We start from the raw sequence: 20,726 nt of genomic DNA on the forward strand, positions 1-20,726 counted from the left end.
GTTTCCGGGGCAGACTCAAAAGGCCTTGCCGGTGTCAGGGTCGAAGAGCCGCAGCGCGTTCTCGCTGAAGGCGAAGCTTGCCGCCTGACCTTTCGCGACGCGGGACGCCGGTGGCAGGCAGGCCGTCAGCCGCTGTGTGCCGATCCGTGCGGTGGTGACCAGTTCGGGACCGGTCAACTCGACGACTTCTATTTCCACCGGCAGTGACGGCGCGGTCGCATCCGCGGCGACCCGCAATGCTTCGGGCCTGATGCCGACCACAACCCGCGCTCCGTCCAACACCGTGTCGCGGAAATGGGCGGGCAAGGGCAGGCTCGCCTTGGCGCCATCGATGGCCAGCATGGTCCCTTGAACCGTCGCCTGCAGCATATTCATCGACGGCGCGCCGACAAAGCCGGCGACATAGAGCGTTGCCGGCTCGTTGTAGATCTCCTCGGGCGTGCCGAGTTGCTCGATCCTGCCGTCGCGCATCACCGCGATGCGGCTCGCCAGCGTCATTGCCTCGATCTGGTCGTGGGTGACGTAGACGACGGTTGTCTGCAGCATCTGGTGCAGGCGCTTCAGCTCGGTGCGCATCTCCAGGCGCAGCTTGGCGTCGAGATTGGACAAAGGCTCGTCGAAGAGGAAGACCTGCGGCTTGCGCACCAGTGCCCTGCCGATGGCGACGCGCTGGCGCTGGCCGCCGGAAAGCTGGCTCGGCTTGCGGTCGAGCAGGGCTTCGATCTGCAGCAGTCTTGCCGCCTCGGCCACCGCCTTTTCGCGCTCGTCGGCGGCGACGCCGCGCATTTCCAGCCCGAAGCCGATATTACGGCGCACGGTCAGGTTCGGATACAGCGCGTAGGACTGGAAGACCATGGCGATGTCGCGGTTCTTGGGGTGAACGCCAAGGATCGAGCGGCCGCCGATCAGCACGTCGCCGCTCGTCGCTTCGGCGAGGCCGGCGATGATGTTGAGAAGCGTTGACTTTCCGCAACCCGACGAGCCGAGCAGCACCAGGAATTCGCCGCTCTGCAGCGCGATGTCGATGCCTTTGAGCGTTTCGACGCTGCCGTAATTCTTGCGGACGTTGCGGATTTCAAGCGCGCTCATGCGTGGCTTCCCTTGGATGCACCGGTTCGCCGTAGTTACGGGGCAAGGTTGATATGGCGCGCGACGCCACCTGCGTCGCGGCTGCAAGCGAGGCGGTCAGCGTCTGGTCCTGTGCCAGTGCGGCCAGGAAGGCCGCATTGAAAACATCGCCGGCGCCGATCGTGTCGATGACCTTGACGTCCGGCGCGGTCGCCGTGACCAGCGCTCCGCCCGGCCCGATGGCGACCGCCCCTTCGGGGCCGCGCTTGGCGACGGCGGTCGCGCCCTTCTTCATGCTGGACTGGATTTGCCGCGCGGCCTCGACCGGATCGGGCAGGCCGGCCAGGGTCACGGTCTCCACCTCGTTGAACAAAGCAAGGTCGCAACGCGCGAGCCAGGTGCGGGCCGCCTTGCAGTTCGCCGGGGTCCAGCCCTCAATCGGCCAGCCGGTGTCCAGCGCCACAGCTATGTCGTGCCCGCTCGCCCAGTCGAAGAACGCTTCGTAGTCGCGGGTCAGATCATCGGTGAGGAAGGAGCCGCACAGCAACGCATAGCCGCCGGTGAGGCGCTTGCCGTCGAGCACCGAAAATACGTCGGCAAGGCTGAAGCGAGGCAGGTGGCCACGCGTGGTGAAAAACGTCCTTTCGCCGTCGGGATGGGTCATGCCCACCGAAAGCGTCGTGCTCTCCGGGCGCACCGGCCATTTGTCGGCGCGGGCGCCGAACGCCTCACGCAGCCAGCGGCCGAACTGGTCGTCGCCGACATTGGCGGCGATCTCGAAATCAATGCCCAGCGCCTGCCAGGCGAGCCCGGTGTTGCCGGCCTGTCCACCAACGCGCAGATCGTCGTGATCGACGACGGTTTCCGTGCCTGCCTTCGGCCATGGCGCGACCGGGCCGACAATCAGGTCGACATTGACATTGCCGATCACCGCGAGCGGACGCATCACTCGCTCCTGGTGATCTTGGTCGAGCGCACGGGCGTGCCGGCATTGTCGACGCGGCTGTCGGCGAAGGCGATCATCAGGCGCTGTGCCACCGGCAGCATGGCGAAGATCGCGGCGAGACCCGAAGCCGGCTTGAACGAGAGCGTGACAGCGCCCGCGACCGGCGATTGTCCGGAGGCGTCGAAGATGATCAGCGGCGCGCCGGCGTCGGCCACGGAAAGGGCCATCGCCGTCACCAGTTCCGCCGTCGGATCGTTGCCGCGAAACAGGATGACGCCGATTTTTGGGCCGAGCATCTCCATCGGTCCGTGCCGCAACTGGCCGCCTTCGAGCGAGAAGCAGGGCAGCCGCGACAGTTCGGTGAGGCCGAGCGCCAGCGCCTCGGCCACGCCTTGCAGGCGGCGGCCGGAGGTGACGATGGTCGTCACCTCCTCCAGCGCTGCGAGCGCTTGCGTGATGTCATTGTCCTGCTTCTGATCCAGTGCGACAAGAGCGGCACTTGGGTCCTCACCCAACGCGGCCAGGATGGCCAGATGCAAGGCGAAGGTCACGGTCAGGCTGCGGGTGGCGGCGAAGGCCAGTTCGGTGCCGCCGGCGCCGACCAGGCAAGGCGCGGTGCGGGCGAGAAAGGAGCCGCCCTCGAGCGTCAGACCGAAAATATCAGCAGTGCTTCCAGCTTCCGCAAACCACCTGACGACCTCCGCGCTCTCGCCGGACTGCGAGGTGACGAGCACCGTCCTGTCGTCCAGCGGCACCGGCTGGCCGAGCTGTTCCGAGAGCGGCAGTGCCAGCGCATCGATGCCGAGCGCGCGATAAAGCGGTTCGACGGCGCGCCCGACGGCATGCGAGCCGCCCATGCCGAGCAGCAGCAGCCGGCCGGTCTTCCCGATCGAGGCTGCGACCTGAGCCGCCATCGCAGCGTTGTTCTCGAACGAAGCACGCGCATCCGCATGCTGGCGCGCCATTTCGCGGTCGATGGCGACCAGTCCGGCCGGTCGAATTCTTGTTGCAGTCATCGTCATCCTTTCACACCGCCGCTGGTCAGGCCCGAGATCAGCGCCCGCTGCATGACGAGGCCGATCAGCACCGGCGGCAAAGCGGCCAGCACGCCGGCGGTGGCAATCAGCCCGTAGTCGGAAACACGGCCGCCGGCCAAATCGGCGATGGCGACAGTCAAGGTCTTGGCGCGCTGGTCGGAGGTGAACAGCAGCGCATAGAAGAATTCGTCCCAGGCGAGCAGCACGGCAAACAGCGCCGATGTCGCCATCACTGGTGCCGCCAGCGGCAGCGTGATGATGCGTAGCGTCTGGAACAGGCCGGCGCCGTCGATCATCGCCGCCGCCTCGATCTCGCGCGGGATGGAGTCAAAGCCGGATTTCATCAGCCAGGTGGTGAAGGGCGCCAATATGGTCAAATAGACCAGCGCCAGTCCGAAGACATTGTTGAGCAGGCCGAGATGCGACAGGCCCATATAGAGCGGCACGGCGAGCGCCACTGGCGGCAGCATGTAGGTGGCGATGACCATCGACAGCGACCAGCCGATCGCCGGCGTGCGCGAGACCGCCCAGCCGGCGGGGATGGCCAAGGCGAGCGCGGCCAGCGTCGCCATGCCGGCGATCTCCAGGCTGTTGCGCAGCGACGAGGTGAAGGCGGCGCCGGCGCTGTTTTCGGCGGTCGACAGCAACGTCTGGTAGCGCGAGAAGTCGGCAGCCTGCGGCCACCAGCGCAGCGGCTTGGCGGCGAGATCGGCGGCCGGCGAAATGCTCATGATGAACAGCCAGGCGATCGGCGCCAGGATGATGGCGGCGAGCAGCAGCGCGCAGGCATAGATGAACATGGTGAAGGCGGAGCTTCTGCGTTCCATCAGACGGCACTCCCGGCGGTCTTCTTCACCAATGCCGCATAGGCGACGGCGAGCACGGTGACGAGCAAGGTGACGATCAGCGCCAGCGACGCGCCGGAGCCGGCGCGCTGGAAAGAGAAGGCTTCCTGGTAAACGAGGATCGACAGCGTGCGCGTGCTGTTTGCCGGGCCGCCGCGGGTCATCACCCAGATGATGTCGAAGACCTTGAAGGCCTCGATGGTGCGCAGCACCAGCGCCACCATCAGCGGGCCGGCGAGATAGGGCAGGATGACGAAGCGGAAGCGGTTGAACGGTCCCGCGCCATCGACAAGCGAGGCGGCGGTGATGTCGCGCGGCACCGCCTGCAAAGCGGCGAGCGCGATCAGCGCCACCAGCGGAAAGTTCTTCCAGCAGTCGGCGACGATCAGCGCCGTCAGCGCCGTTCCCGGCTCACCCAGCCAGGAGCGGTAGGCGTCGATGAGATTGAGTTGCGTCAGCGCGGCGTTCAGCGCGCCATATTCGGGATTGTAAATCAGCCGCCACAGCGTGGCGTTGACCACGGTCGGCAATGCCCAGGGCAGGATCATCAAGGCGCGCAGGACGGCGCGGCCGTGGAACTGCTGATTGAGCAGCAAGGCGGCGAGAACGCCGATCACCATTTCGGCGGCCACCGAAATGACGGCGAACAGCGTCGTGGTGACCAGCGTGCGCGAGAAATTCGAGCTCGACAGCATGTTGGCGTAATTGTCGAAGCCGACGTAATTGCCGCCGGTGCCGACCAGCTTGGCGTCGGTGAAGGAAAGACCGACCGTATCGACCAGCGGCCAGCCGATGACGGCGACCATGACCACGAGCAGCGGCAGCATCAGCAACCAGGCACGGGTCGTCATCCAGGTGCTCGACATCAGAGCAGCCTCTCTTCATTCATGGTGATTTCAGACATAGCACGGGCGGCACTCGCGCATGACCCCGGAAGTCGGAACCGACTTCCGGAAAGGATCATGCGCAAGATCAGAAGCGCTACAGCGTCCTTTGCGCGTCCAAGGGACGGGCGGCCCTGTAGTGCCGCCCGCAACTGGAGAACAATGCCTCAGAGGCCACTGTTTTGCGCGGCGGTCTTCAGGGCGTCTTCCGGCGACGATTGGCCAAGCAGCGATTCCTGGATGGCCTGCTGCAGCGCGGTCGACAGTTCCTGGTATTTCGGCGTGGTCGGACGCGGATACATGGCGGCGAGGCCGAGCTTGGCGGCGGCGATCAGCTCTTCCTGGCCCTTGGTGACGGCCGGGTCGTCATAGGACGAGGCCCAGATCGGCAGCGACAGCTTGGCGTACTGGTTCTGCGTCGCCTGCGAGGTCATGTATTCGATGTATTTCCAGGCTTCGTCCGGATGCTTCGAGACCGCGGTGACGCCGAGGCCCATCGACCCGTTGACGGCCGACACCTCGCTGATGCCGGTGACACCCGGCGCCGGCACCACGCCGACCTTGCCCGCGACCTTCGAGTCCTTCGGATCGTTGGCCATGTTGTACATGTAGGTCCAGTTGAGCGCGAAGGCGGCGTCGCCGTTTTCGAAGACCTTGCGCACGTCCTCTTCCAGGAATTCCTTGGAATTCGGGTTGGTGAGGCCGGACTTGTAGCTGTCGACCATGTATTTCAGCGCCGAGAGGCCGCCGCCATTCTGGAAGTCCGGCTTGCCGTCCTTGAGGAAGTCGCCGCCATAGGCGCTGACCAGCGTGGTGTAGTCGCAGATCGCGGCCTCGGCCTGCGACCAGCTCCAGGCGATCGGCGTCTTCAGCAGGCCCTTGTCCTGGATGGTCTTGGCCTGCGCGCCAAGCTCTTCCCAGGTCTTCGGCGGCGTCTTGATGCCGGCCTTTTCCAGGATGTCCTTGTTGTAGAACAGGTATTTGGTATCGAGAATCCATGGCATGCCATAGTATTTGCCGTCGTACTGGACCGTGGTCCAGGCGCCGGGCAGCACGCCCTTCTTCATGTCGTCGGTGATCTTCGACGAAACGTCGACCAGCACCTTGTTGGTGGCGTATTCGGCCGGCCAGATGACGTCGAACAGCACGACGTCGTAGCCGCCGCCCGAACCCTGGGCCAGCACGGTCTTGTCGTGCAGGCCTTCGTAGGGAACGAATTCGAGATTGACCTTGACGTCAGGATTGGCCTTGGTGAAGGCGTCCGTCATGGCGCGTACGTCGGCCTCGCTGTAGGCGGCCTGCGCCATGAACAGCGCATTGAGCGTCGTTTCGGCGAAAGCGTGAGGGACGAGCAGTCCTCCGGCGAAGACCGCGCCGACCAGTGTCTTGGTGATTGTCTTAAGCATCTTCTTCTCCCATTTCCGGCGTTGACGGGCCGGCGATGCGGGCGTTTCGCTTCGCCTTCCCGGATCCATGTCGCGTGACCTGATGCTTACCCGCTGACCGGTGGCGACAGGCGGAAGCCCTTGGCCATCTTGTTCTGGGACATTCAGTTTGCATTAAGTCAACTCGCTTGACTTAATTAGTCGATCAATATTCTAATGGAGTCAAGAGGGGAAAAGCCGGTGGATGACATCAGCCCAATCCGCGCCAAAAGCGGCACCAACCAGGAAGGCACCAGCGCACACAACCGCCGGGTCATGATCGAGGCGCTGCGTCTCAATGGCGCCCTGTCGCGGGCCGACCTGGCGCGGGCGACGCAGCTCACCAAACAGGCGGTCTCCAACATCATCGAAGATCTCGAAAGCGACGGCCTGGTCGTCGCGCTCGACGCGGTGCGCAAGGGCAGGGGGCAGCCGTCGACGCCCTACAGGCTGGTGCCTGAAGGCGCCTTCGCGATCGGCTTGCATATAGACCGCCATCTGACGCGCGCCGTGGCCGTCGACCTGATGGGCAGCGTGCTGGCGCGGGCCGAGGCGAACCTGCCTTTCGATGAGCCGTCGAAGGGTGTCGAGATCATCCTGAAGCTGATCGTCGGTGTGCGCCGTGACCTGGCCGGCATTTCGGTCCAGTCGGAAAAACGGCTGGTCGGTCTCGGTGTTGCCATGCCCGGTCCTTTCGGACTGAAGGATTCGGACGACAAGTGGATGATGCCGGCCTGGCAGAAGTTTCCGCTGCTGGAGGCGCTGGCCAAAGGCACGGGGCTGAATGTCGGCCTGCAGAACGATGCCGCCGCCTGCGCCACTGCCGAACGTATCGTCGGCGCGGCACATGGCGTCGACCACGCGGTCTGTCTCTATGTCGGCTACGGCATCGGCGCCGGGCTGATCCTCAATGGCGAACTCTACAGCGGCGGCCATGGCAATGCCGGCGAAATCGGCATGGCGCTGCTGGCGCCGGCCAGACCGGGCTCGACGCCGCTCGAGCACCGCGCCTCGCTGGCCTCGCTCTACCAGCATCTAGGCCTCAATCCGGCGGACAGTGATATCTACGAACAGATGAACGCCCTGGTGCTGGCCGAGGATGCCAAGATGATGGCCTGGATCGACGGGGCAGCGCATGATCTGCGCTGGAGCGTGCATCTCATCGAGACGATCTTCGATCCGCAGACCGTGATCCTGACCAGTGGCGCGCCGGAAGCGCTGGCGCGCCGGCTTGTCGAGGCAATGCACCCGCTGCTGCCGTCGATCGCCGACCGGCCCGCAAGAATGTTGCCTCGCCTGCAACTCGGCACCACCGACCCCTGGTCGATCGCGCTCGGTGCGGCCGCGGCGCCGATCAGCCGCGCCTTCGATCCGCTGTTCTCGGCGATCCTGAAGACGCGTTCCGCTCCGGCATAGGAGCTCCCAAGGCGGAGACCCTTATTTCGGCGTCACACAGGGTTCATCGTGCGGACATAGCGTCTTTCCCAGTTCTTTGCTGCAATGCAATAGGAGTGGGACATGGTGGACATAGTGTCTAGTGAGGCGGGCATTCCGAGACCGGATCATCCGCTGGACAGTTCGGGCGGCGCGAAGTGGTTCCTGCCGGCCTTCGGCGTGCTGGTTCTGGTCGGCGTGGTCTATGTCGGCTACGCGCTGAGCCAGGACCTGGCGGTGGCCAAGACCGTGCCGTGGATCCTGCTCGGCATCGCCTTGCTGATCGCGCTCGGCTTCGAATTCGTCAACGGCTTCCACGATACCGCCAATGCGGTGGCGACCGTCATCTACACGCGCTCCCTGCCGGCCGAATTCGCCGTCATGTGGTCGGGCGTCTTCAACTTCCTCGGCGTTCTCACCTCCAGCGGCGCGGTGGCCTTCGGCATCCTGTCGCTGCTGCCGGTCGAGCTGATCCTGCAGGTCGGCTCCTCCTCCGGCTTTGCCATGGTGTTCGCGCTGCTCGTCGCCGCGATCCTGTGGAACCTCGGCACCTGGTTCCTCGGCCTGCCGGCATCGAGCTCGCACACGATGGTCGGCTCGATCATCGGCGTAGGCCTCGCCAACCAGTTCATGGCGCCGTCCGGCAGCGCCACCAGCGGCGTCGACTGGTCACAGGCGACCAATGTCGGCGTGACCTTGCTGGTGTCGCCGATCATCGGTTTCTTCGCCGCCGCGATCCTGCTCTATGCGATGAAGCTTCTGGTTCGCAATCCGGCCCTCTACGAAGCCCCGAAAGGCAATGCTCCGCCGCCTTGGTGGATCCGCGGCCTGCTGATCTTCACCTGCACCGGCGTCAGCTTCGCGCATGGCTCCAATGACGGGCAGAAGGGCATGGGCCTGATCATGCTGATCCTGATCGGCGTGGTGCCGACGGCCTATGCGCTGAACCGCACGCCCGACATCAACTATCTCGAAGCCTACAAGTCGGCTTCAGCCAATGTCGAAACGGCGCTGGGCAAATATGCGAAGCCCGGCGTCACCGTCACGGATGCCAAGGATGCCAAGGCAGCCGTCCAGGATGCCGTGCGCACCCGCAGCTGGAGCGACAAGACAACGGTCGCCTTGCAGACCTATATCCACAACACGACGGCTGGACTGCAGCCCTATGCGTCGGTCGACAACGTGCCGACCGATCTGGTCAGCAACGCCCGCAACGACATCTATCTGATCGGCGAGGCCCTCAAGCTGATCGACAAGAAGCAGCTGTTGCCGATGCAGGCCGCCGATCTCAAGGCGGTGACCGACTACCACAAGGCCGTCGACAATGCGACGAAGTTCATCCCTCTCTGGGTGAAGATCGCGGTGGCGCTGGCGCTGGGTCTCGGCACCATGGTCGGCTGGAAACGCATCGTCGTCACGGTCGGCGAGAAGATCGGCAAGAGCCACCTGACCTATGGCCAGGGCGCGGCGGCCGAACTCGTCGCCATGGTGACCATCGGCATGGCCGACCGGCTCGGCCTGCCGGTTTCGACCACCCATGTGCTGTCGTCGGGCGTCGCCGGAACGATGGCCGCCAATGGCTCAGGCCTGCAATGGTCGACGGTGCGCAACCTGCTGCTGGCCTGGGTGTTGACCCTGCCGTGCTCGATCGCGCTTGCCTTCGTGCTGTTCATCGTCTTCCGCCAGGTGTTTTGAGCGTCAGACCCTCAAGAGAACGGCGCCACCTGCGGCGCCGTTCTCTTTCTCGGCCTATCCTGCGAAGACCAATGAAGAGTCAGAGCGTGCGTCTTCCCAAGCGGGCGCGCCGCTTCGAACGGTTCAGCTTTCGATGGAATGGTTGGCCGGCTCCAGCCGAGGCTCACCGCCGCACAACGTCCGCCCTGTTACGGCGGCGCAGCTGGCGTAGCGACAACATGTGCAGCAGGATCGAGCTTGGCACCACGAATGCAGGGGTCAGCACACCCGGATAATCGCCTGCGCCTATGCTCTGCACATCCGGGACAATCAACTGCAATGGGCCGGGCGAGGTGATCATGCCCATGGTGATCGCGACAGCGAAGTCGGCAAGCCCGAGGATGTTCCAGAGAGTTGCCGCCCTCCGGCCTTTGTCTGTGCCGGTCGCCACTGCGATCGCAGCCGGCAACGCGAACAAACCGGTCAGCATGTCGCCGATGCCTGCCGGCGCTGCGAAAACGCCAGGCAGTGTGCCACGCAGCCAGGCCGCGATAGCCCAGGTGCCGAACACGCGGTAGAGCTGAAGCATCACGAGCCAGCGCGCTGGCATCGCATCGAGCACCAGCCCGATCCGCTTCGAGAGTAGCAGGAGCGGCGCCCCGATGATCACCGGCAGGAAGATCGCCGATGGCAATACCGGAAAAGACGCGGTGTCCGCGTGGAAGAAGCCGTTGATCGCGGCGCTCCAGGCGAAGGCGAGCCACAGCGTGTCCGGGATCATGATCGCCAGCCAGGTCGTGCGGCGTTGAGCTGGCGTCAGGCTCGTGTGTTCGAGGCCGAGCCACAATCCCAGCGCGATGAGCCCGTGGGCCGCGAGCTGGTGGGCCGTGGTCGGAATGCCGGTGGCCGGGATCGCCGGCCATCTGTAGATCACCAGGAGCCAAAGCAACGTGAGCGGCGCAAACCAGAGCAGGCCGCGCCAGGCGTCACGCGACGGAACGATAGCAGGGGAAACAGCTTCGACGGTCATCAGCGGTACTCCATTAAGCCCAGGGCAATTCCAGGAAAAGTGTGAGCGGTTTTCCGTCTGGAATTGCGTCAAAACAAAGAGTTAGAGCGGTTCGCCGTTTCCATGAAACGGTGAAACGCGCTAGCGCATTTGCCTGCTCAAATGTACGCCCGCTTTCAGCGAGCCAATATCCGCGACAATCTTGATAGGCTGTGAAGAAGAACTTCACAGTCCGGCCGGGCTTGCTCGAAGGCGTGCCTACGCGGTCGCACCGTAGTTTCGCCGACCTGCCGCGGAACTCATGGTGACGGCCAGGCGGATCGCATCCTTGTCCCGCATGCCTGGCAGCGCTTCTGATAGGCACGATGCGCCGCGCCGGTTGATCAACCGGCGAAGGATTCCGTAAGATTGCTCCGCTTGTCCTGGACGCAAATGTCAGGTCGGGTCTTCGCGGTGCAGATCGTGGATGGTGACGCCGTCGGCATTGGTCGGCAGTGTCAGCCATTTGCGATGGCGCAAGGTGCGTTGCGTGTCTTCCAGGCCCGTGTCCCAATGCTCGCGCATCGAGGTGCCGGAGAACTCGTAGTCCTTGGCGTGACCTTCATAGCCCTTGTGCTGGTAGATCAGGTGCACGATGTTGACCAGGCCGGCATCCGAATAGTCCGCGATCAGCGCTTCTTCCGCCGGCGTCAGCTGCTCCTTGGGCACGCGCTTCAGCGCCTCGAGCAGGCGCATCTTCAGGCCATGGATGCGCTTGAAATTGTCGGTGTTCTGGCGCGTGCGGCTGGAATACATGATGTCCTTGTGGCGCGACAGCACGTCCGGCATGCTGCGCGGCAGCACGCCGCGCGCGCTGAACAGGTCGACCTGGAACACCAGCGACGAACGGTCCTCTTCCTGGTCGAGCAGATATTGCAGCGGCGTGTTGGAGACGATGCCGCCGTCCCAATAGTACTCGCCTTCTATGCGGACCGACGGAAAGGCCGGCGGCAGCGCGCCGCTGGCCATGATGTGCTCGGGCCCGATGCGGACCTTGTCGGTATCGAAATAGACGAAGTTGCCGGTCCGCACATTGACCGCGCCGACGCTCAGCCGTTTCTTGCCGTCGTTGAGGATGTCGAAATCGATCAGGCTCTCCAGCGTGTCCTTCAGCTCGGCGGTGTCGTAGAAGCTGGTGGCGCCCTCGGCGCCGGGATGCTCGAACCAGGGGTTGGGATTGCGCGGCTTGAAGAAGCCGGGCTGGCCCATGGTCATGGTCATCCACGACGAGGTACGGTTGCGGATGTCGCGGTAGATGTCGCCTTCCGGCGTATAGGCCCAGATCTTGCGGCCCGAGATGGTCTGCCAGAACTGTTCGAGCCGCTGCAGGCGGCGGCTGGACTCGTTGCCGGCGATGATCGAGGCGTTGATGGCGCCGATCGACACGCCCGACAGCCAGCTCGGCTCGCAGCCGGCATCGGCCAGCGCCTGATAGACGCCGGCCTGGTAGGCGCCGAGCGCGCCGCCGCCCTGGAACACCAAAGCGATGCGGTCATATTGCGCCGAGATCTCCGCGATCGTGGCGGCGGCTTCCTTGTTTCGATAGCGTTCAAGCACGAATTTTCTCCGGCTGGGTTGTGCTGGTTGCGAGCCGGCTGTGATCGGCAAGATAGTCGTGGACAACCTCGCCCAACCCAAGCGTCAAATCGGCCTTGAAGTGGACGGCGGAGACGATGTCGAGCACCGGCAGCTTGGCCACGTCGGCCATGACGTGGGGCCTGAGATCAAGCGCCGCCGGCGCCGTCCAGGCCTCCTTCAGCGTGATGTCGGTGAGGTAATAGCGCACCAGCTCGCAGATACGCGGGCCGCCGTCGACATGCGGGATGATCTTGATCAGGAAATTGGGCGCGGCGAGCGCGGCGAGCACGGAATCATGGTCGGCTTCCCGGTGTTTGTAGCCCATCGTGCCGGTGGCGCACAGAACGCTGCCATAATGCAGCGTGCCGACGATCACCTCGCCTTCATGGATGATCTTGGGATTGGCCAGTTTCTTCGGAAAGCCCCACAGCTCGCGGCCGCCGGCGATCGGCGCGTCGTCGTCGAGATACATCGAGTGGACGTAGCCGCCATGCTGGCCCTTGTACTTCACCGGAATGACCTGGCCGGTCTCGGTATAGTCGCCGAAGCCGGTGGAGTCGGGCATGCGGATGAATTCATACTTGACCAGCGGTTCGTCGATCTCCAGGGGCGCCGGCACGACGGCCTCCAGCGCCTCGCGTGTCGTGCGATAGGTGATGATGATGTATTCGCGGTCGAAGAACCGGTAGGGACCTGGCGGGAAGGACGGGTTGGTCAGCGGCATCGCATAGGCGCGCTTCACGACATCGGCGATTTCCAAGCTGCACCCCCAAGGTTCTGTCGGATGAATTTCGTTCAGGAATGACCGCGCGAATGCGCAACCGATTATGTTGCACGGCACCATGACAGTGCCGTGTCAGCCAAACGACCGTGGTTTCGCGGCGGGCGAGGCCGTGCCGGCGCTGTCGTCTGGCTGTAATCGCATCGACACATGGCTCTGTCATTGTCATGTTGCGACGCACAATTATATGCTGTCATTCCCCTCCCACCTCTCGCGAGATCACCATGGGTTCCCTGTCTTCGAAGAATGCCCTCGTCACCGGCTCGACCAGCGGTATCGGCCTGGCCATTGCCCGCGCCTTCGCCGCCGAGGGCGCCAACGTCACAATCAATGGTCTTGGCGACCCCGCGGCCATCGAGCAGGAGCGCTTGGGCATCGAGAGGGATTTCGGCGTCAAGTGCCGCTACTCCGACGCCAACATGATGGATGGGGGGGCGGTAAGCGCCATGGTGCATGATGCCGAGGCGGCGTTCGGCAGTCTCGACATCCTAGTCAACAATGCCGGCATCCAGCATGTCGCGCCGATCGAGGAGTTTCCCGACGACAAATGGGAAGCCATCATCCGCATCAATCTTCTGGCGGCCTTCTATGCCATCAAGGCTGCGGTGCCGGGCATGAAGGCGCGCAAATGGGGCCGCATCATCAACACGGCTTCGGCGCACGCGCTGGTCGCCTCGCCGTTCAAATCGGCCTATGTGTCGGCCAAGCATGGCATTGCAGGGCTGACCAAGACGGTGGCGCTGGAAGTCGCGCAGGACGGCATCACCGTCAACGCCATCGCGCCCGGCTACGTCTGGACGCCGCTGGTCGAAAAGCAGATCCCCGACACGATGAAGGCGCGCGGCATGACCGAGGAACAGGTCAAGCATGACGTGCTGCTCGCCGCACAGCCGACGAAGGAATTCGTCACTGTCGAGGAACTTGCCGCGCTGACGCTGTTCCTGTGCTCCGATGCCGCCAGGCAGATCACCGGCACGACCTTGCCAATGGACGGCGGCTGGACGGCACAGTAGAGGGGCAATCGAGCGTCGCGTGTTCTGGCCGGCGCCACGCGGCACCGGCGGGAAGGGTACGGCCAGTTCCATGAAAATCATTCAGCTCTCCGATCCGCATCTGATGACGCCGGGTGGCCTGCTCTACGGGTCCGATCCGCTCGTAAGGCTGGAGGCCTGCCTTGCCGACATCGGCAAGAACCACGCCGATGCCGAACTGGTGGTGATCTCAGGCGACCTGACCAATGACGGCGAGCGTGCGGCCTATGCGGCGTTGCGGGACGGGCTGGCGCAATTTTCGCCGCCCTGCCGGCTGATGCTCGGCAACCATGACGACCGGACGCTCTTCCTCGAAATGTTCCCCGATGCCGCCGCCGAGCAGGGGTTTGTGCAGAGCGTGTTCGATGGCACAGAGGGCCGGCTGATCCTGCTCGACACGCTGGACAGCGGCCATGTCGAGGGCAGGCTCTGCCCGGCGCGCCTCGACTGGCTCGACGAACGGCTGCAAGAGGCGGGCAACCGGCCGGTCTTCCTGTTCATGCATCACCCGCCGTTCCGGATACACATGCCGGTGCTCGATGAGGTCAGGCTTGCGGACGCCGATGCCTTCCATGACGTGCTGTCGCGCCACGGCAATGTCCGCCATATCTTCGCCGGCCATGTCCACCGACAGATCGCCGGCAGCTGGCGCGGAATACCGGTCAGCACGCTGCGCAGCACCAACCACCAGACCGCGCTCGATTTTTCGCAGAGCTGGAGCCTGGGGCACGAGCCGCCCGCCTATGCCGTGATCTTGATCGATGCGGAGGGGGCGATCGTGCATTTTCACGATTTTCCCGTCGGCGCTGCTGACCGGGCTCCGTAAGGCCGTCCATCCCTGGATAGCGGTCCTGACGACACAGTCGCCATGGCCGGTGGACAAGTCCTGTGCCGCCGTCGCGGCTGCGGGCTTTTACACTTGTTCGCAGTCTGCGCAGCGACGTCAAAAAAGCATTCGAATTTGGACATTAGTCTTGACAGAAATACAGATGTTCAATACCCGTCAAGCGAATGAACAAGCCTGCAATGTGGGAGGAATGAGCGGTATGGCTTCCAATATTTCGTTGACGGGCCTTGCCCGCGATCTCGATGAGCGCGGCAAATCGGGCAAGCCCATCCGCATCGGCCTGATCGGCTCCGGCGAGATGGGAACCGACATCGTCACCCGCGTCGCCCATATGTCCGGCATCGAGATCGGCGCGATCTCGGAACTGAACCTGCCGGCCGCCAGCAAGGCGGTGGACATCGCCTTCCAGGAAACCGGCCATGCGCGTGAAGTGTCGAACGCTTCGGCGATGACGGCTGCCATGGAGGCCGGCAAGGTGGCGGTCACCAATGACGCCAGCCTGGTCATCAACAATGATCTGATCGACGTGGTGATCGACGCGACCGGCGTTCCCGCCGTCGGCGCCGAGATCGGCCTGCGCGCCATGGAGCATGGCAAGCATCTGGTGATGATGAATGTCGAGGCCGACGTCACCATCGGCGCCTATCTGAAGAGCGAGGCCGACCGGCTGGGCGTCACCTATTCGCTGGGCGCCGGCGACGAGCCGTCCTCGTGCATGGAGCTGATCGAATTCGTCTCGGCCATGGGCCATCCCATCGTCGCCGCCGGCAAGGGCAAGAACAATCCGCTCAACATCGACGCCACGCCGCCGGCCTACGAGGAGGAGGCTAGGCGCAGGCATATGAATGTGCGCATGCTGGTGGAATTCGTCGACGGTTCGAAAACCATGGTCGAGATGGCGGCGATCGCCAATGCCACCGGGCTGGTGCCCGACAAGGCCGGCATGCATGGCCCCGCCGCGACTCTCGGCGAGCTCTCGAAAGTACTGGTGCCTGAAAAGGATGGCGGCGTGCTGTCCAGGGTCGGCGTCGTCGACTACTCGATCGGCAAGGGCGTGGCGCCCGGCGTCTTCGTCGTCGCCGACATGTCGCATCCGCGCATTTCGGAGCGCATGGAAGATTTGAAGATGGGCAAGGGCCCGTATTTCACCTTCCACCGCCCCTATCACCTGACCTCGCTCGAAGTGCCGCTGACCTGCGCCCGCGTCGTGCTTTACGGCAAAGCCGACATGGTGCCGCTGGCCAGGCCCGTGGCCGAAGTCGCCGCCGTGGCCAAGAAAGACATGCAGCCCGGCGAGAAGCTCGATGCGATCGGCGAATATTGCTACCGCGCCTGGATCATGACGGCGCCGGAAGCGCATGCCGCCAGGGCCATTCCCTGCGGGCTGCTGCAGGGCGGCTCGGTCACCGCGCCGATCAAGAAGGGCGAGCTTATCACCTATGCCAATGCCGCCCCGGCCCCGGGCTCCAAGATCGCCGAACTGCGCGCCCGCCAGGACAAGCTCGTCTACGGAACCGTGGGAGCCTGATCATGGCCGGAGCCAGCAAAGCCGTCGCGGACAGTCGCGCCAACCTGCCTTTCGTCTATCGCCAGTACAGCGCCGAGCAGCTCAAGCAGGTGCTCTACAAGATGTACCTCATCCGCCGCTTCGAAGAGGGCGCGGAGGAGAGCTACACGCGCGGCCTGATCCACGGCACCATGCACCTGTCGATCGGCCAGGAAGCCAGCGCCATGGGCATCTGCATGCCGCTTGGCGGGGATGACCAGATCACCTCGACGCATCGCGGGCATGGCCACTGCATCGCCAAGGGCGCCGAGGTCAAGCGCATGTTCGCCGAGTTCTTCGGCAAGACCACCGGCTACTGCAAGGGCCGCGGCGGTTCGATGCACATCGCCGATGTCGCCAAGGGCAATCTCGGCGCCAACGGCATCGTCGGCGGCGGCATTCCGATCGCCGTCGGGGCGGCACTCTCCTCCAAGATGATGAAGACCGGCAAGGTCGTCGTCTCCTTCTTCGGCGACGGCGCCAACAATGAAGGCGCCTTCCACGAGGCGCTCAACATGGCGGCGGTCTGGAAGCTGCCGGTCATCTTCGTCTGCGAAAACAATGGTTACGGCATGTCGACTTCGACCGCCCGTTCGACCGCGGCCAAGAACATCGCCGACCGCGCCGCCGCCTATTCGATGCCCGGCGTCATCGTCAACGGCAACATTTTCTCGGAGGTCGCCGAGGCCTCGTACAAGGCCGTCGAGCGCGCCCGCGCCGGCGAGGGGCCGACGCTGATCGAGTCCAAGACCTACCGCCATCGCGGCCATTCCAAGAGCGACCGCAACCGCTACCGCACCAAGGAAGAGATCGAGGACTGGATGTCGAACCGCGACCCGATCACGCTGTTCGAGAACGAACTGCGCGACTTCGGCTTCATCGACGACAAGGGCATCGAAGCCATTCGCAGTGAGGTGGCGCAGGAGATCGCCGATGGCATCGAGTTCGCCAAGGCGAGCCCGTCGCCTGACGTCAGCGAGACCGGAAATTACGTGTATACGGAGCAGGCGTGATGGACGCGATGGTGCGTGAACTGAGCTACGCCCAGGCGATCCAGGAAGCCATGGCGATCGCCATGGACATGGACGAACGCGTCTTCCTGATGGGCGAGGATATCGGCGTCTATGGCGGCGCCTTCCAGGTGACCGGCGATCTGGTCGAGCGCTATGGCACCGAGCGGGTGATCGACACGCCGATCTCGGAACTGGGCGGCGCGGGCGTTGCGGTGGGTGCGGCGCTCACCGGCATGCGGCCGATCTTCGAGTTCCAGTTTTCCGATTTCGCCACGCTCGCCATGGAGCAGATCGTCAACCAGGCGGCCAAGATGCGCTTCATGCTGGGCGGCGAGGTTTCGGTTCCCGTGGTGATGCGCTTTCCCGCGGGCTCGGGCACAGGCGCGGCCGCTCAGCACAGCCAGAGCCTGGAAGCCTGGCTCGGCCATGTGCCTGGGCTGAAGGTCATCCAGCCGGCGACGCCCTATGATGCCAAGGGCATGCTCCTGGCGGCCGTCGCCGATCCCGATCCGGTGATGATTTTCGAGCACAAGCTGCTCTACAAGATGAAGGGCCCGGTTCCCGAGGGCTATTACACGGTGCCGATCGGCAAGGCCGACATCCGCCGCGAAGGCCGCGACCTCACCATCGTCGCCACCTCGATCATGGTGCAGAAGGCGCTCGACGCTGCCGCCACGCTGGAAGCCGAAGGCATCGACGTCGAAGTCGTCGACCTCCGCACCATCCGGCCGATGGACAAGCAGACCGTCATCGACAGCGTCAAGAAGACGTCGCGGCTGATGTGCGTCTACGAAGCGGTCAAGACGCTGGGCATCGGCGCCGAGGTCAGCGCGATGATCGCCGAGAGCGAGGCGTTCGACTATCTCGATGCGCCGATCGTGCGGCTGGGCGGTGCCGAGACGCCGATCCCCTACAATCCGGAGCTCGAAAAAGCCACGGTGCCACAGGTTCCCGACATCATCAGCGCCGCGCGCGACCTCGTCAAAGGGGTTCGCTGAGACATGCCGACCGAAGTCATTCTTCCCAAGGTCGACATGGACATGGCGACCGGACAGATCTCGCGCTGGTTCGCCGAGGAAGGCGCGCGCGTCAAGAAGGGCGATGTGCTGTTCGAGATCGAGACCGACAAGGCGGCGATGGAGATCGACGCGCCGGCCAGCGGCGTGCTGCGCGACGTCACCGGCAAGGAAGGCATCGACATTCCGGTCGGCGCGCCGGTTGCGTGGATTTATGCCGACGATGAGGCTTATGGGGCTGATGTCACTGCGGCAAAGCAGGACAAAGGGCCAATCTCTCCACCCGTGGAGGAGATGTCGGCGAAGCCGACAGAAGGGACCCCGCCAACGTCGCATTCGGTCACGCCCCCCTCTGCCCTGCCGGGCATCTCCCCCACAAGGGAGGAGATTGGCCAATCGCCGTCGGGCGCACGCGCGACACCGCTTGCGCGACGTCTGGCTCGCGAGGCAGGACTTGCTCTTGCAAGCATCATCGGCACCGGCCCATACGGCCGCGTGGTCAAGGCGGACATTGACGCGGCGATTGCCAAGGGTGGCTTCAAGGAGGCGGTGATCCCTGAGGCTCCCGCCGCTGCTATCGCAGCAGTCCCGTCAGCAAAGCCGATGTCGGACGACCAGGTGCTGAAGTTGTTTGAACCCGGCTCCTACGAACTCGTCCCGCACGACAACATGCGCAAGACCATTGCGCGTCGCCTGGTCGAGGCCAAGTCCACCATCCCGCATTTCTACCTCACGCTCGACTGCGAACTCGATGCGCTCCTGGCCTTGCGCACGCAGATCAATGCCGCCGCCCCGATGAAGAAGACCGAAAAGGGCGAGGCTCCGGCCTACAAGCTGTCGGTCAACGACATGGTCATCAAGGCGATGGCGATGGCGCTGAAGGCGGTGCCGGATGCCAATGCCTCGTGGACCGAAAGCGCCATGGTCAAGCACAAGCATGCCGATGTCGGCGTCGCCGTGTCGATCCCCGGCGGCCTGATCACGCCGATCATTCGGCATGCGGATGAAAAGACGCTGTCCACCATCTCCAACGAGATGAAGGACCTGGCCAGCCGCGCCCGCAGCCGCAAACTGAAGCCGGAAGAGTATCAGGGCGGCACGACGGCCGTCTCCAATCTCGGCATGTTCGGCATCAAGGATTTTGCCGCTGTCATCAACCCGCCGCATGCGACGATCCTGGCGGTCGGTGCCGGCGAGGAGCGGGCGGTAGTCAAGAATGGCGAGATCAAAATCGCCACCGTGATGTCGGTGACGCTGTCGACCGACCATCGCGCGGTTGACGGGGCGCTCGGCGCCGAACTTCTGGTCGCCTTCAAACGGCTGATCGAGAACCCGATGGGCATGCTGGTCTAGAAGCCTGTCAAAGCAGCCCTGAGGCTCGTGGGACGCCCGTTCCGCGGGCCCGTATCGTCATGCCGTGAGAGCATTCAGCGCCAGGCTGTTGCCTGATCTGTTTGCCCTTGCGTACTGTCATCCACCAGTCATATGCGCCGTGCAGGGAGGAAGAGACGGGGAGCCGGCCAGGGGCCGGACCGGTCATGCACAGACAAGACAGGAGGTCTCATGAAGACGCTACTCATCAAGCTGCTGGCCAGCCAGCTGGCGCTCGCGGCAACTTTGTTTGCCGGCGTGGCAAACGCCGAAACACTGACGCTCTACACATCGCAGCCGGAAGCCGACGCGGCCAAGACCGTGGACGCCTTCAAGAAGGCGCAGCCCGGCATCGACGTGACCATCTATCGTTCCGGGACCAGCGACATCCTCACCAAGATGGCGGCCGAGTTCGCCGCCGGCAGCCCGCAGCCCGACGTGCTTTTGATCGCCGACGCGGTCTCGATGGAGCTGTTGAAGAAGGACGACCGGCTGCTGCCTTATCCCGAAGCCAAGCTCGATGGCATCGAAGCCGATGCCTATGACGCCGACAAGACCTATTTCGGCAGCAAGCTGATCACCACCGGCATCGTCTACAACACCGCGGCTGCCGAAAAGCCGCAGCATTGGGCCGATCTCGCCAAACCCGCCTATGCCGATGGCCTGGTCATGCCGAGCCCGCTCTATTCGGGTGCGGCCGCCTATCTGCTTTCCGGCTTTGCCGGCGATAGCAACTATGGCTGGGACTTCTTCCAGAAGCTTAAGACCAACAACACCGTCAGTGTGCGCGGCAACGGTGCCGTGCTGAAGTCGGTGGCATCAGGCGAGAAGCCCTATGGCATCCTCGTCGACTTCATGGCGATGAACGCCAAGAAGAAGGGCTCGCCGGTCGAGTTCGTGTTCCCGAGCGAAGGCGTGCCGGCGGTGACCGAACCGGTCGCCATCATGAAGACCGCCAGGGATGTCGACGGCGCCAAGAAGTTCGTCGACTTCATTCTGTCGGATGAAGGCCAGAAGCTGGCGCTGTCCATGGGCTATCTGCCGGCGCGTGCCTCGGTCGGCCGTCCCGAATGGCTGCCGGACGGCGTCAAGGTCAAGGTGATGCCGTTCGACACCAAGGCGATCGTCGCCAAGACCGACGCCGACAAGGCGAAGTTCCAGGAACTGTTCGGCGGCTGAGCCG

18 protein-coding genes are annotated in these 20,726 nt (G+C 64.1%); 9 read left to right on the forward strand and 9 right to left on the reverse strand.

What is annotated here, in order from left to right; all coding sequences use genetic code 11:
- Positions 1–15 precede the first annotated feature (15 nt).
- From ugpC to FJV83_RS24575, 6 genes are all read right to left on the reverse strand, one after another.
- Positions 16–1,089: a sn-glycerol-3-phosphate ABC transporter ATP-binding protein UgpC gene (ugpC, locus tag FJV83_RS24550; RefSeq protein ID WP_142885675.1), complete on the reverse strand. Its 1,074-nt coding sequence runs from the start codon at positions 1,087–1,089 to the stop codon at positions 16–18.
- Positions 1,076–2,014 (reverse strand): PfkB family carbohydrate kinase, encoded by a 939-nt coding sequence (locus tag FJV83_RS24555; protein ID WP_095772187.1) that lies wholly within the window; start codon positions 2,012–2,014, stop codon positions 1,076–1,078. Before FJV83_RS24555 ends, ugpC begins: the two co-directional genes overlap by 14 nt.
- On the reverse strand, positions 2,014–3,036 hold the full coding sequence (locus FJV83_RS24560; RefSeq protein WP_095772188.1) for an SIS domain-containing protein: 1,023 nt from the start codon (positions 3,034–3,036) through the stop codon (positions 2,014–2,016). Before FJV83_RS24560 ends, FJV83_RS24555 begins: the two co-directional genes overlap by 1 nt.
- On the reverse strand, positions 3,033–3,878 hold the full coding sequence (locus FJV83_RS24565; protein WP_095772189.1) for a carbohydrate ABC transporter permease: 846 nt from the start codon (positions 3,876–3,878) through the stop codon (positions 3,033–3,035). The genes FJV83_RS24560 and FJV83_RS24565 overlap by 4 nt, the downstream gene beginning before the upstream one ends.
- Positions 3,878–4,762, reverse strand: a complete 885-nt coding sequence (locus tag FJV83_RS24570) for a sugar ABC transporter permease (RefSeq protein ID WP_095772190.1) — start codon at positions 4,760–4,762, stop codon at positions 3,878–3,880. The genes FJV83_RS24565 and FJV83_RS24570 overlap by 1 nt, the downstream gene beginning before the upstream one ends.
- 185 nt (positions 4,763–4,947) lie before the next feature.
- Entirely contained in the window at positions 4,948–6,186 is a 1,239-nt protein-coding gene (locus FJV83_RS24575) for an extracellular solute-binding protein (protein WP_095793273.1), read from the reverse strand.
- Positions 6,187–6,405: 219 nt separating this feature from the next.
- Between FJV83_RS24575 and FJV83_RS24580 the strand changes: the two genes are divergently transcribed.
- Both FJV83_RS24580 and FJV83_RS24585 read left to right on the forward strand, forming a co-directional pair.
- Positions 6,406–7,620: an ROK family transcriptional regulator gene (locus FJV83_RS24580; RefSeq protein ID WP_142885674.1), complete on the forward strand. Its 1,215-nt coding sequence runs from the start codon at positions 6,406–6,408 to the stop codon at positions 7,618–7,620.
- A gap of 102 nt (positions 7,621–7,722) precedes the next feature.
- Complete coding sequence (locus tag FJV83_RS24585) at positions 7,723–9,333, forward strand: inorganic phosphate transporter (protein ID WP_142885673.1); 1,611 nt, start codon at positions 7,723–7,725, stop codon at positions 9,331–9,333.
- A gap of 163 nt (positions 9,334–9,496) precedes the next feature.
- Here the strand turns inward: FJV83_RS24585 and FJV83_RS24590 are convergent, their stop codons facing one another.
- The 3 genes from FJV83_RS24590 to FJV83_RS24600 form a co-directional block, all read right to left on the reverse strand.
- Positions 9,497–10,342 carry an MFS transporter gene (locus FJV83_RS24590; RefSeq protein WP_095793175.1) on the reverse strand — a complete coding sequence of 282 codons (846 nt, stop codon included), beginning with the start codon at positions 10,340–10,342 and terminating at the stop codon, positions 9,497–9,499.
- 414 nt (positions 10,343–10,756) lie between these two features.
- Positions 10,757–11,917 carry a patatin-like phospholipase family protein gene (locus tag FJV83_RS24595; protein ID WP_095772194.1) on the reverse strand — a complete coding sequence of 387 codons (1,161 nt, stop codon included), beginning with the start codon at positions 11,915–11,917 and terminating at the stop codon, positions 10,757–10,759.
- Entirely contained in the window at positions 11,910–12,698 is a 789-nt protein-coding gene (locus tag FJV83_RS24600; RefSeq protein WP_095772195.1) for an acetoacetate decarboxylase, read from the reverse strand. The genes FJV83_RS24595 and FJV83_RS24600 overlap by 8 nt, the downstream gene beginning before the upstream one ends.
- A gap of 245 nt (positions 12,699–12,943) precedes the next feature.
- On the opposite strand from FJV83_RS24600, the gene FJV83_RS24605 reads away from it, so the two are divergent.
- The 7 genes from FJV83_RS24605 (at position 12,944) to FJV83_RS24635 (ending at position 20,722) form a co-directional block, all read left to right on the forward strand.
- Positions 12,944–13,732: a 3-hydroxybutyrate dehydrogenase gene (locus tag FJV83_RS24605; RefSeq protein WP_095772196.1), complete on the forward strand. Its 789-nt coding sequence runs from the start codon at positions 12,944–12,946 to the stop codon at positions 13,730–13,732.
- A 70-nt stretch (positions 13,733–13,802) separates the two neighbouring features.
- The gene (locus FJV83_RS24610) at positions 13,803–14,576 is read left to right on the forward strand and encodes a phosphodiesterase (RefSeq protein WP_095772358.1); all 774 of its coding nucleotides are present in this window, start codon (positions 13,803–13,805) and stop codon (positions 14,574–14,576) included.
- A gap of 220 nt (positions 14,577–14,796) precedes the next feature.
- Entirely contained in the window at positions 14,797–16,125 is a 1,329-nt protein-coding gene (locus FJV83_RS24615) for an NAD(P)H-dependent oxidoreductase (protein WP_095787940.1), read from the forward strand.
- A gap of 2 nt (positions 16,126–16,127) precedes the next feature.
- Positions 16,128–17,156, forward strand: a complete 1,029-nt coding sequence (locus FJV83_RS24620; RefSeq protein ID WP_142885672.1) for a thiamine pyrophosphate-dependent dehydrogenase E1 component subunit alpha — start codon at positions 16,128–16,130, stop codon at positions 17,154–17,156.
- Positions 17,156–18,154 carry an alpha-ketoacid dehydrogenase subunit beta gene (locus FJV83_RS24625; RefSeq protein WP_019861532.1) on the forward strand — a complete coding sequence of 333 codons (999 nt, stop codon included), beginning with the start codon at positions 17,156–17,158 and terminating at the stop codon, positions 18,152–18,154. Before FJV83_RS24620 ends, FJV83_RS24625 begins: the two co-directional genes overlap by 1 nt.
- A gap of 3 nt (positions 18,155–18,157) precedes the next feature.
- Positions 18,158–19,525, forward strand: coding sequence for a pyruvate dehydrogenase complex dihydrolipoamide acetyltransferase (locus FJV83_RS24630; protein ID WP_142885671.1), 1,368 nt, complete (start codon positions 18,158–18,160; stop codon positions 19,523–19,525).
- 210 nt (positions 19,526–19,735) lie between these two features.
- Positions 19,736–20,722 carry an ABC transporter substrate-binding protein gene (locus FJV83_RS24635; protein ID WP_142885670.1) on the forward strand — a complete coding sequence of 329 codons (987 nt, stop codon included), beginning with the start codon at positions 19,736–19,738 and terminating at the stop codon, positions 20,720–20,722.
- The last annotated feature ends 4 nt before the right edge of the window (positions 20,723–20,726 follow it).

The organism is Mesorhizobium sp. WSM4307, assembly GCF_007003945.1.
Lineage (GTDB): Bacteria > Pseudomonadota > Alphaproteobacteria > Rhizobiales > Rhizobiaceae > Mesorhizobium.

Excerpts from the sequence above, each read along its gene's own strand:
- FJV83_RS24570 (WP_095772190.1), bottom strand. The coding sequence starts at position 4,762 with ATGTCGAGCACCTGGATGACGACCCGTGCCTGGTTGCTGATGCTGCCG.
- FJV83_RS24610 (WP_095772358.1), top strand. The coding sequence starts at position 13,803 with ATGAAAATCATTCAGCTCTCCGATCCGCATCTGATGACGCCGGGTGGC.
- FJV83_RS24575 (WP_095793273.1), bottom strand. The coding sequence starts at position 6,186 with ATGCTTAAGACAATCACCAAGACACTGGTCGGCGCGGTCTTCGCCGGA.
- FJV83_RS24560 (WP_095772188.1), bottom strand. The coding sequence starts at position 3,036 with ATGACGATGACTGCAACAAGAATTCGACCGGCCGGACTGGTCGCCATC.
- FJV83_RS24630 (WP_142885671.1), top strand. The coding sequence starts at position 18,158 with ATGCCGACCGAAGTCATTCTTCCCAAGGTCGACATGGACATGGCGACC.
- FJV83_RS24620 (WP_142885672.1), top strand. The coding sequence starts at position 16,128 with ATGGCCGGAGCCAGCAAAGCCGTCGCGGACAGTCGCGCCAACCTGCCT.
- FJV83_RS24565 (WP_095772189.1), bottom strand. The coding sequence starts at position 3,878 with ATGGAACGCAGAAGCTCCGCCTTCACCATGTTCATCTATGCCTGCGCG.
- FJV83_RS24615 (WP_095787940.1), top strand. The coding sequence starts at position 14,797 with ATGGCTTCCAATATTTCGTTGACGGGCCTTGCCCGCGATCTCGATGAG.
- ugpC (WP_142885675.1), bottom strand. The coding sequence starts at position 1,089 with ATGAGCGCGCTTGAAATCCGCAACGTCCGCAAGAATTACGGCAGCGTC.
- FJV83_RS24605 (WP_095772196.1), top strand. The coding sequence starts at position 12,944 with ATGGGTTCCCTGTCTTCGAAGAATGCCCTCGTCACCGGCTCGACCAGC.
- FJV83_RS24555 (WP_095772187.1), bottom strand. The coding sequence starts at position 2,014 with ATGCGTCCGCTCGCGGTGATCGGCAATGTCAATGTCGACCTGATTGTC.
- FJV83_RS24625 (WP_019861532.1), top strand. The coding sequence starts at position 17,156 with ATGGACGCGATGGTGCGTGAACTGAGCTACGCCCAGGCGATCCAGGAA.
- FJV83_RS24585 (WP_142885673.1), top strand. The coding sequence starts at position 7,723 with ATGGTGGACATAGTGTCTAGTGAGGCGGGCATTCCGAGACCGGATCAT.
- FJV83_RS24590 (WP_095793175.1), bottom strand. The coding sequence starts at position 10,342 with ATGACCGTCGAAGCTGTTTCCCCTGCTATCGTTCCGTCGCGTGACGCC.
- FJV83_RS24635 (WP_142885670.1), top strand. The coding sequence starts at position 19,736 with ATGAAGACGCTACTCATCAAGCTGCTGGCCAGCCAGCTGGCGCTCGCG.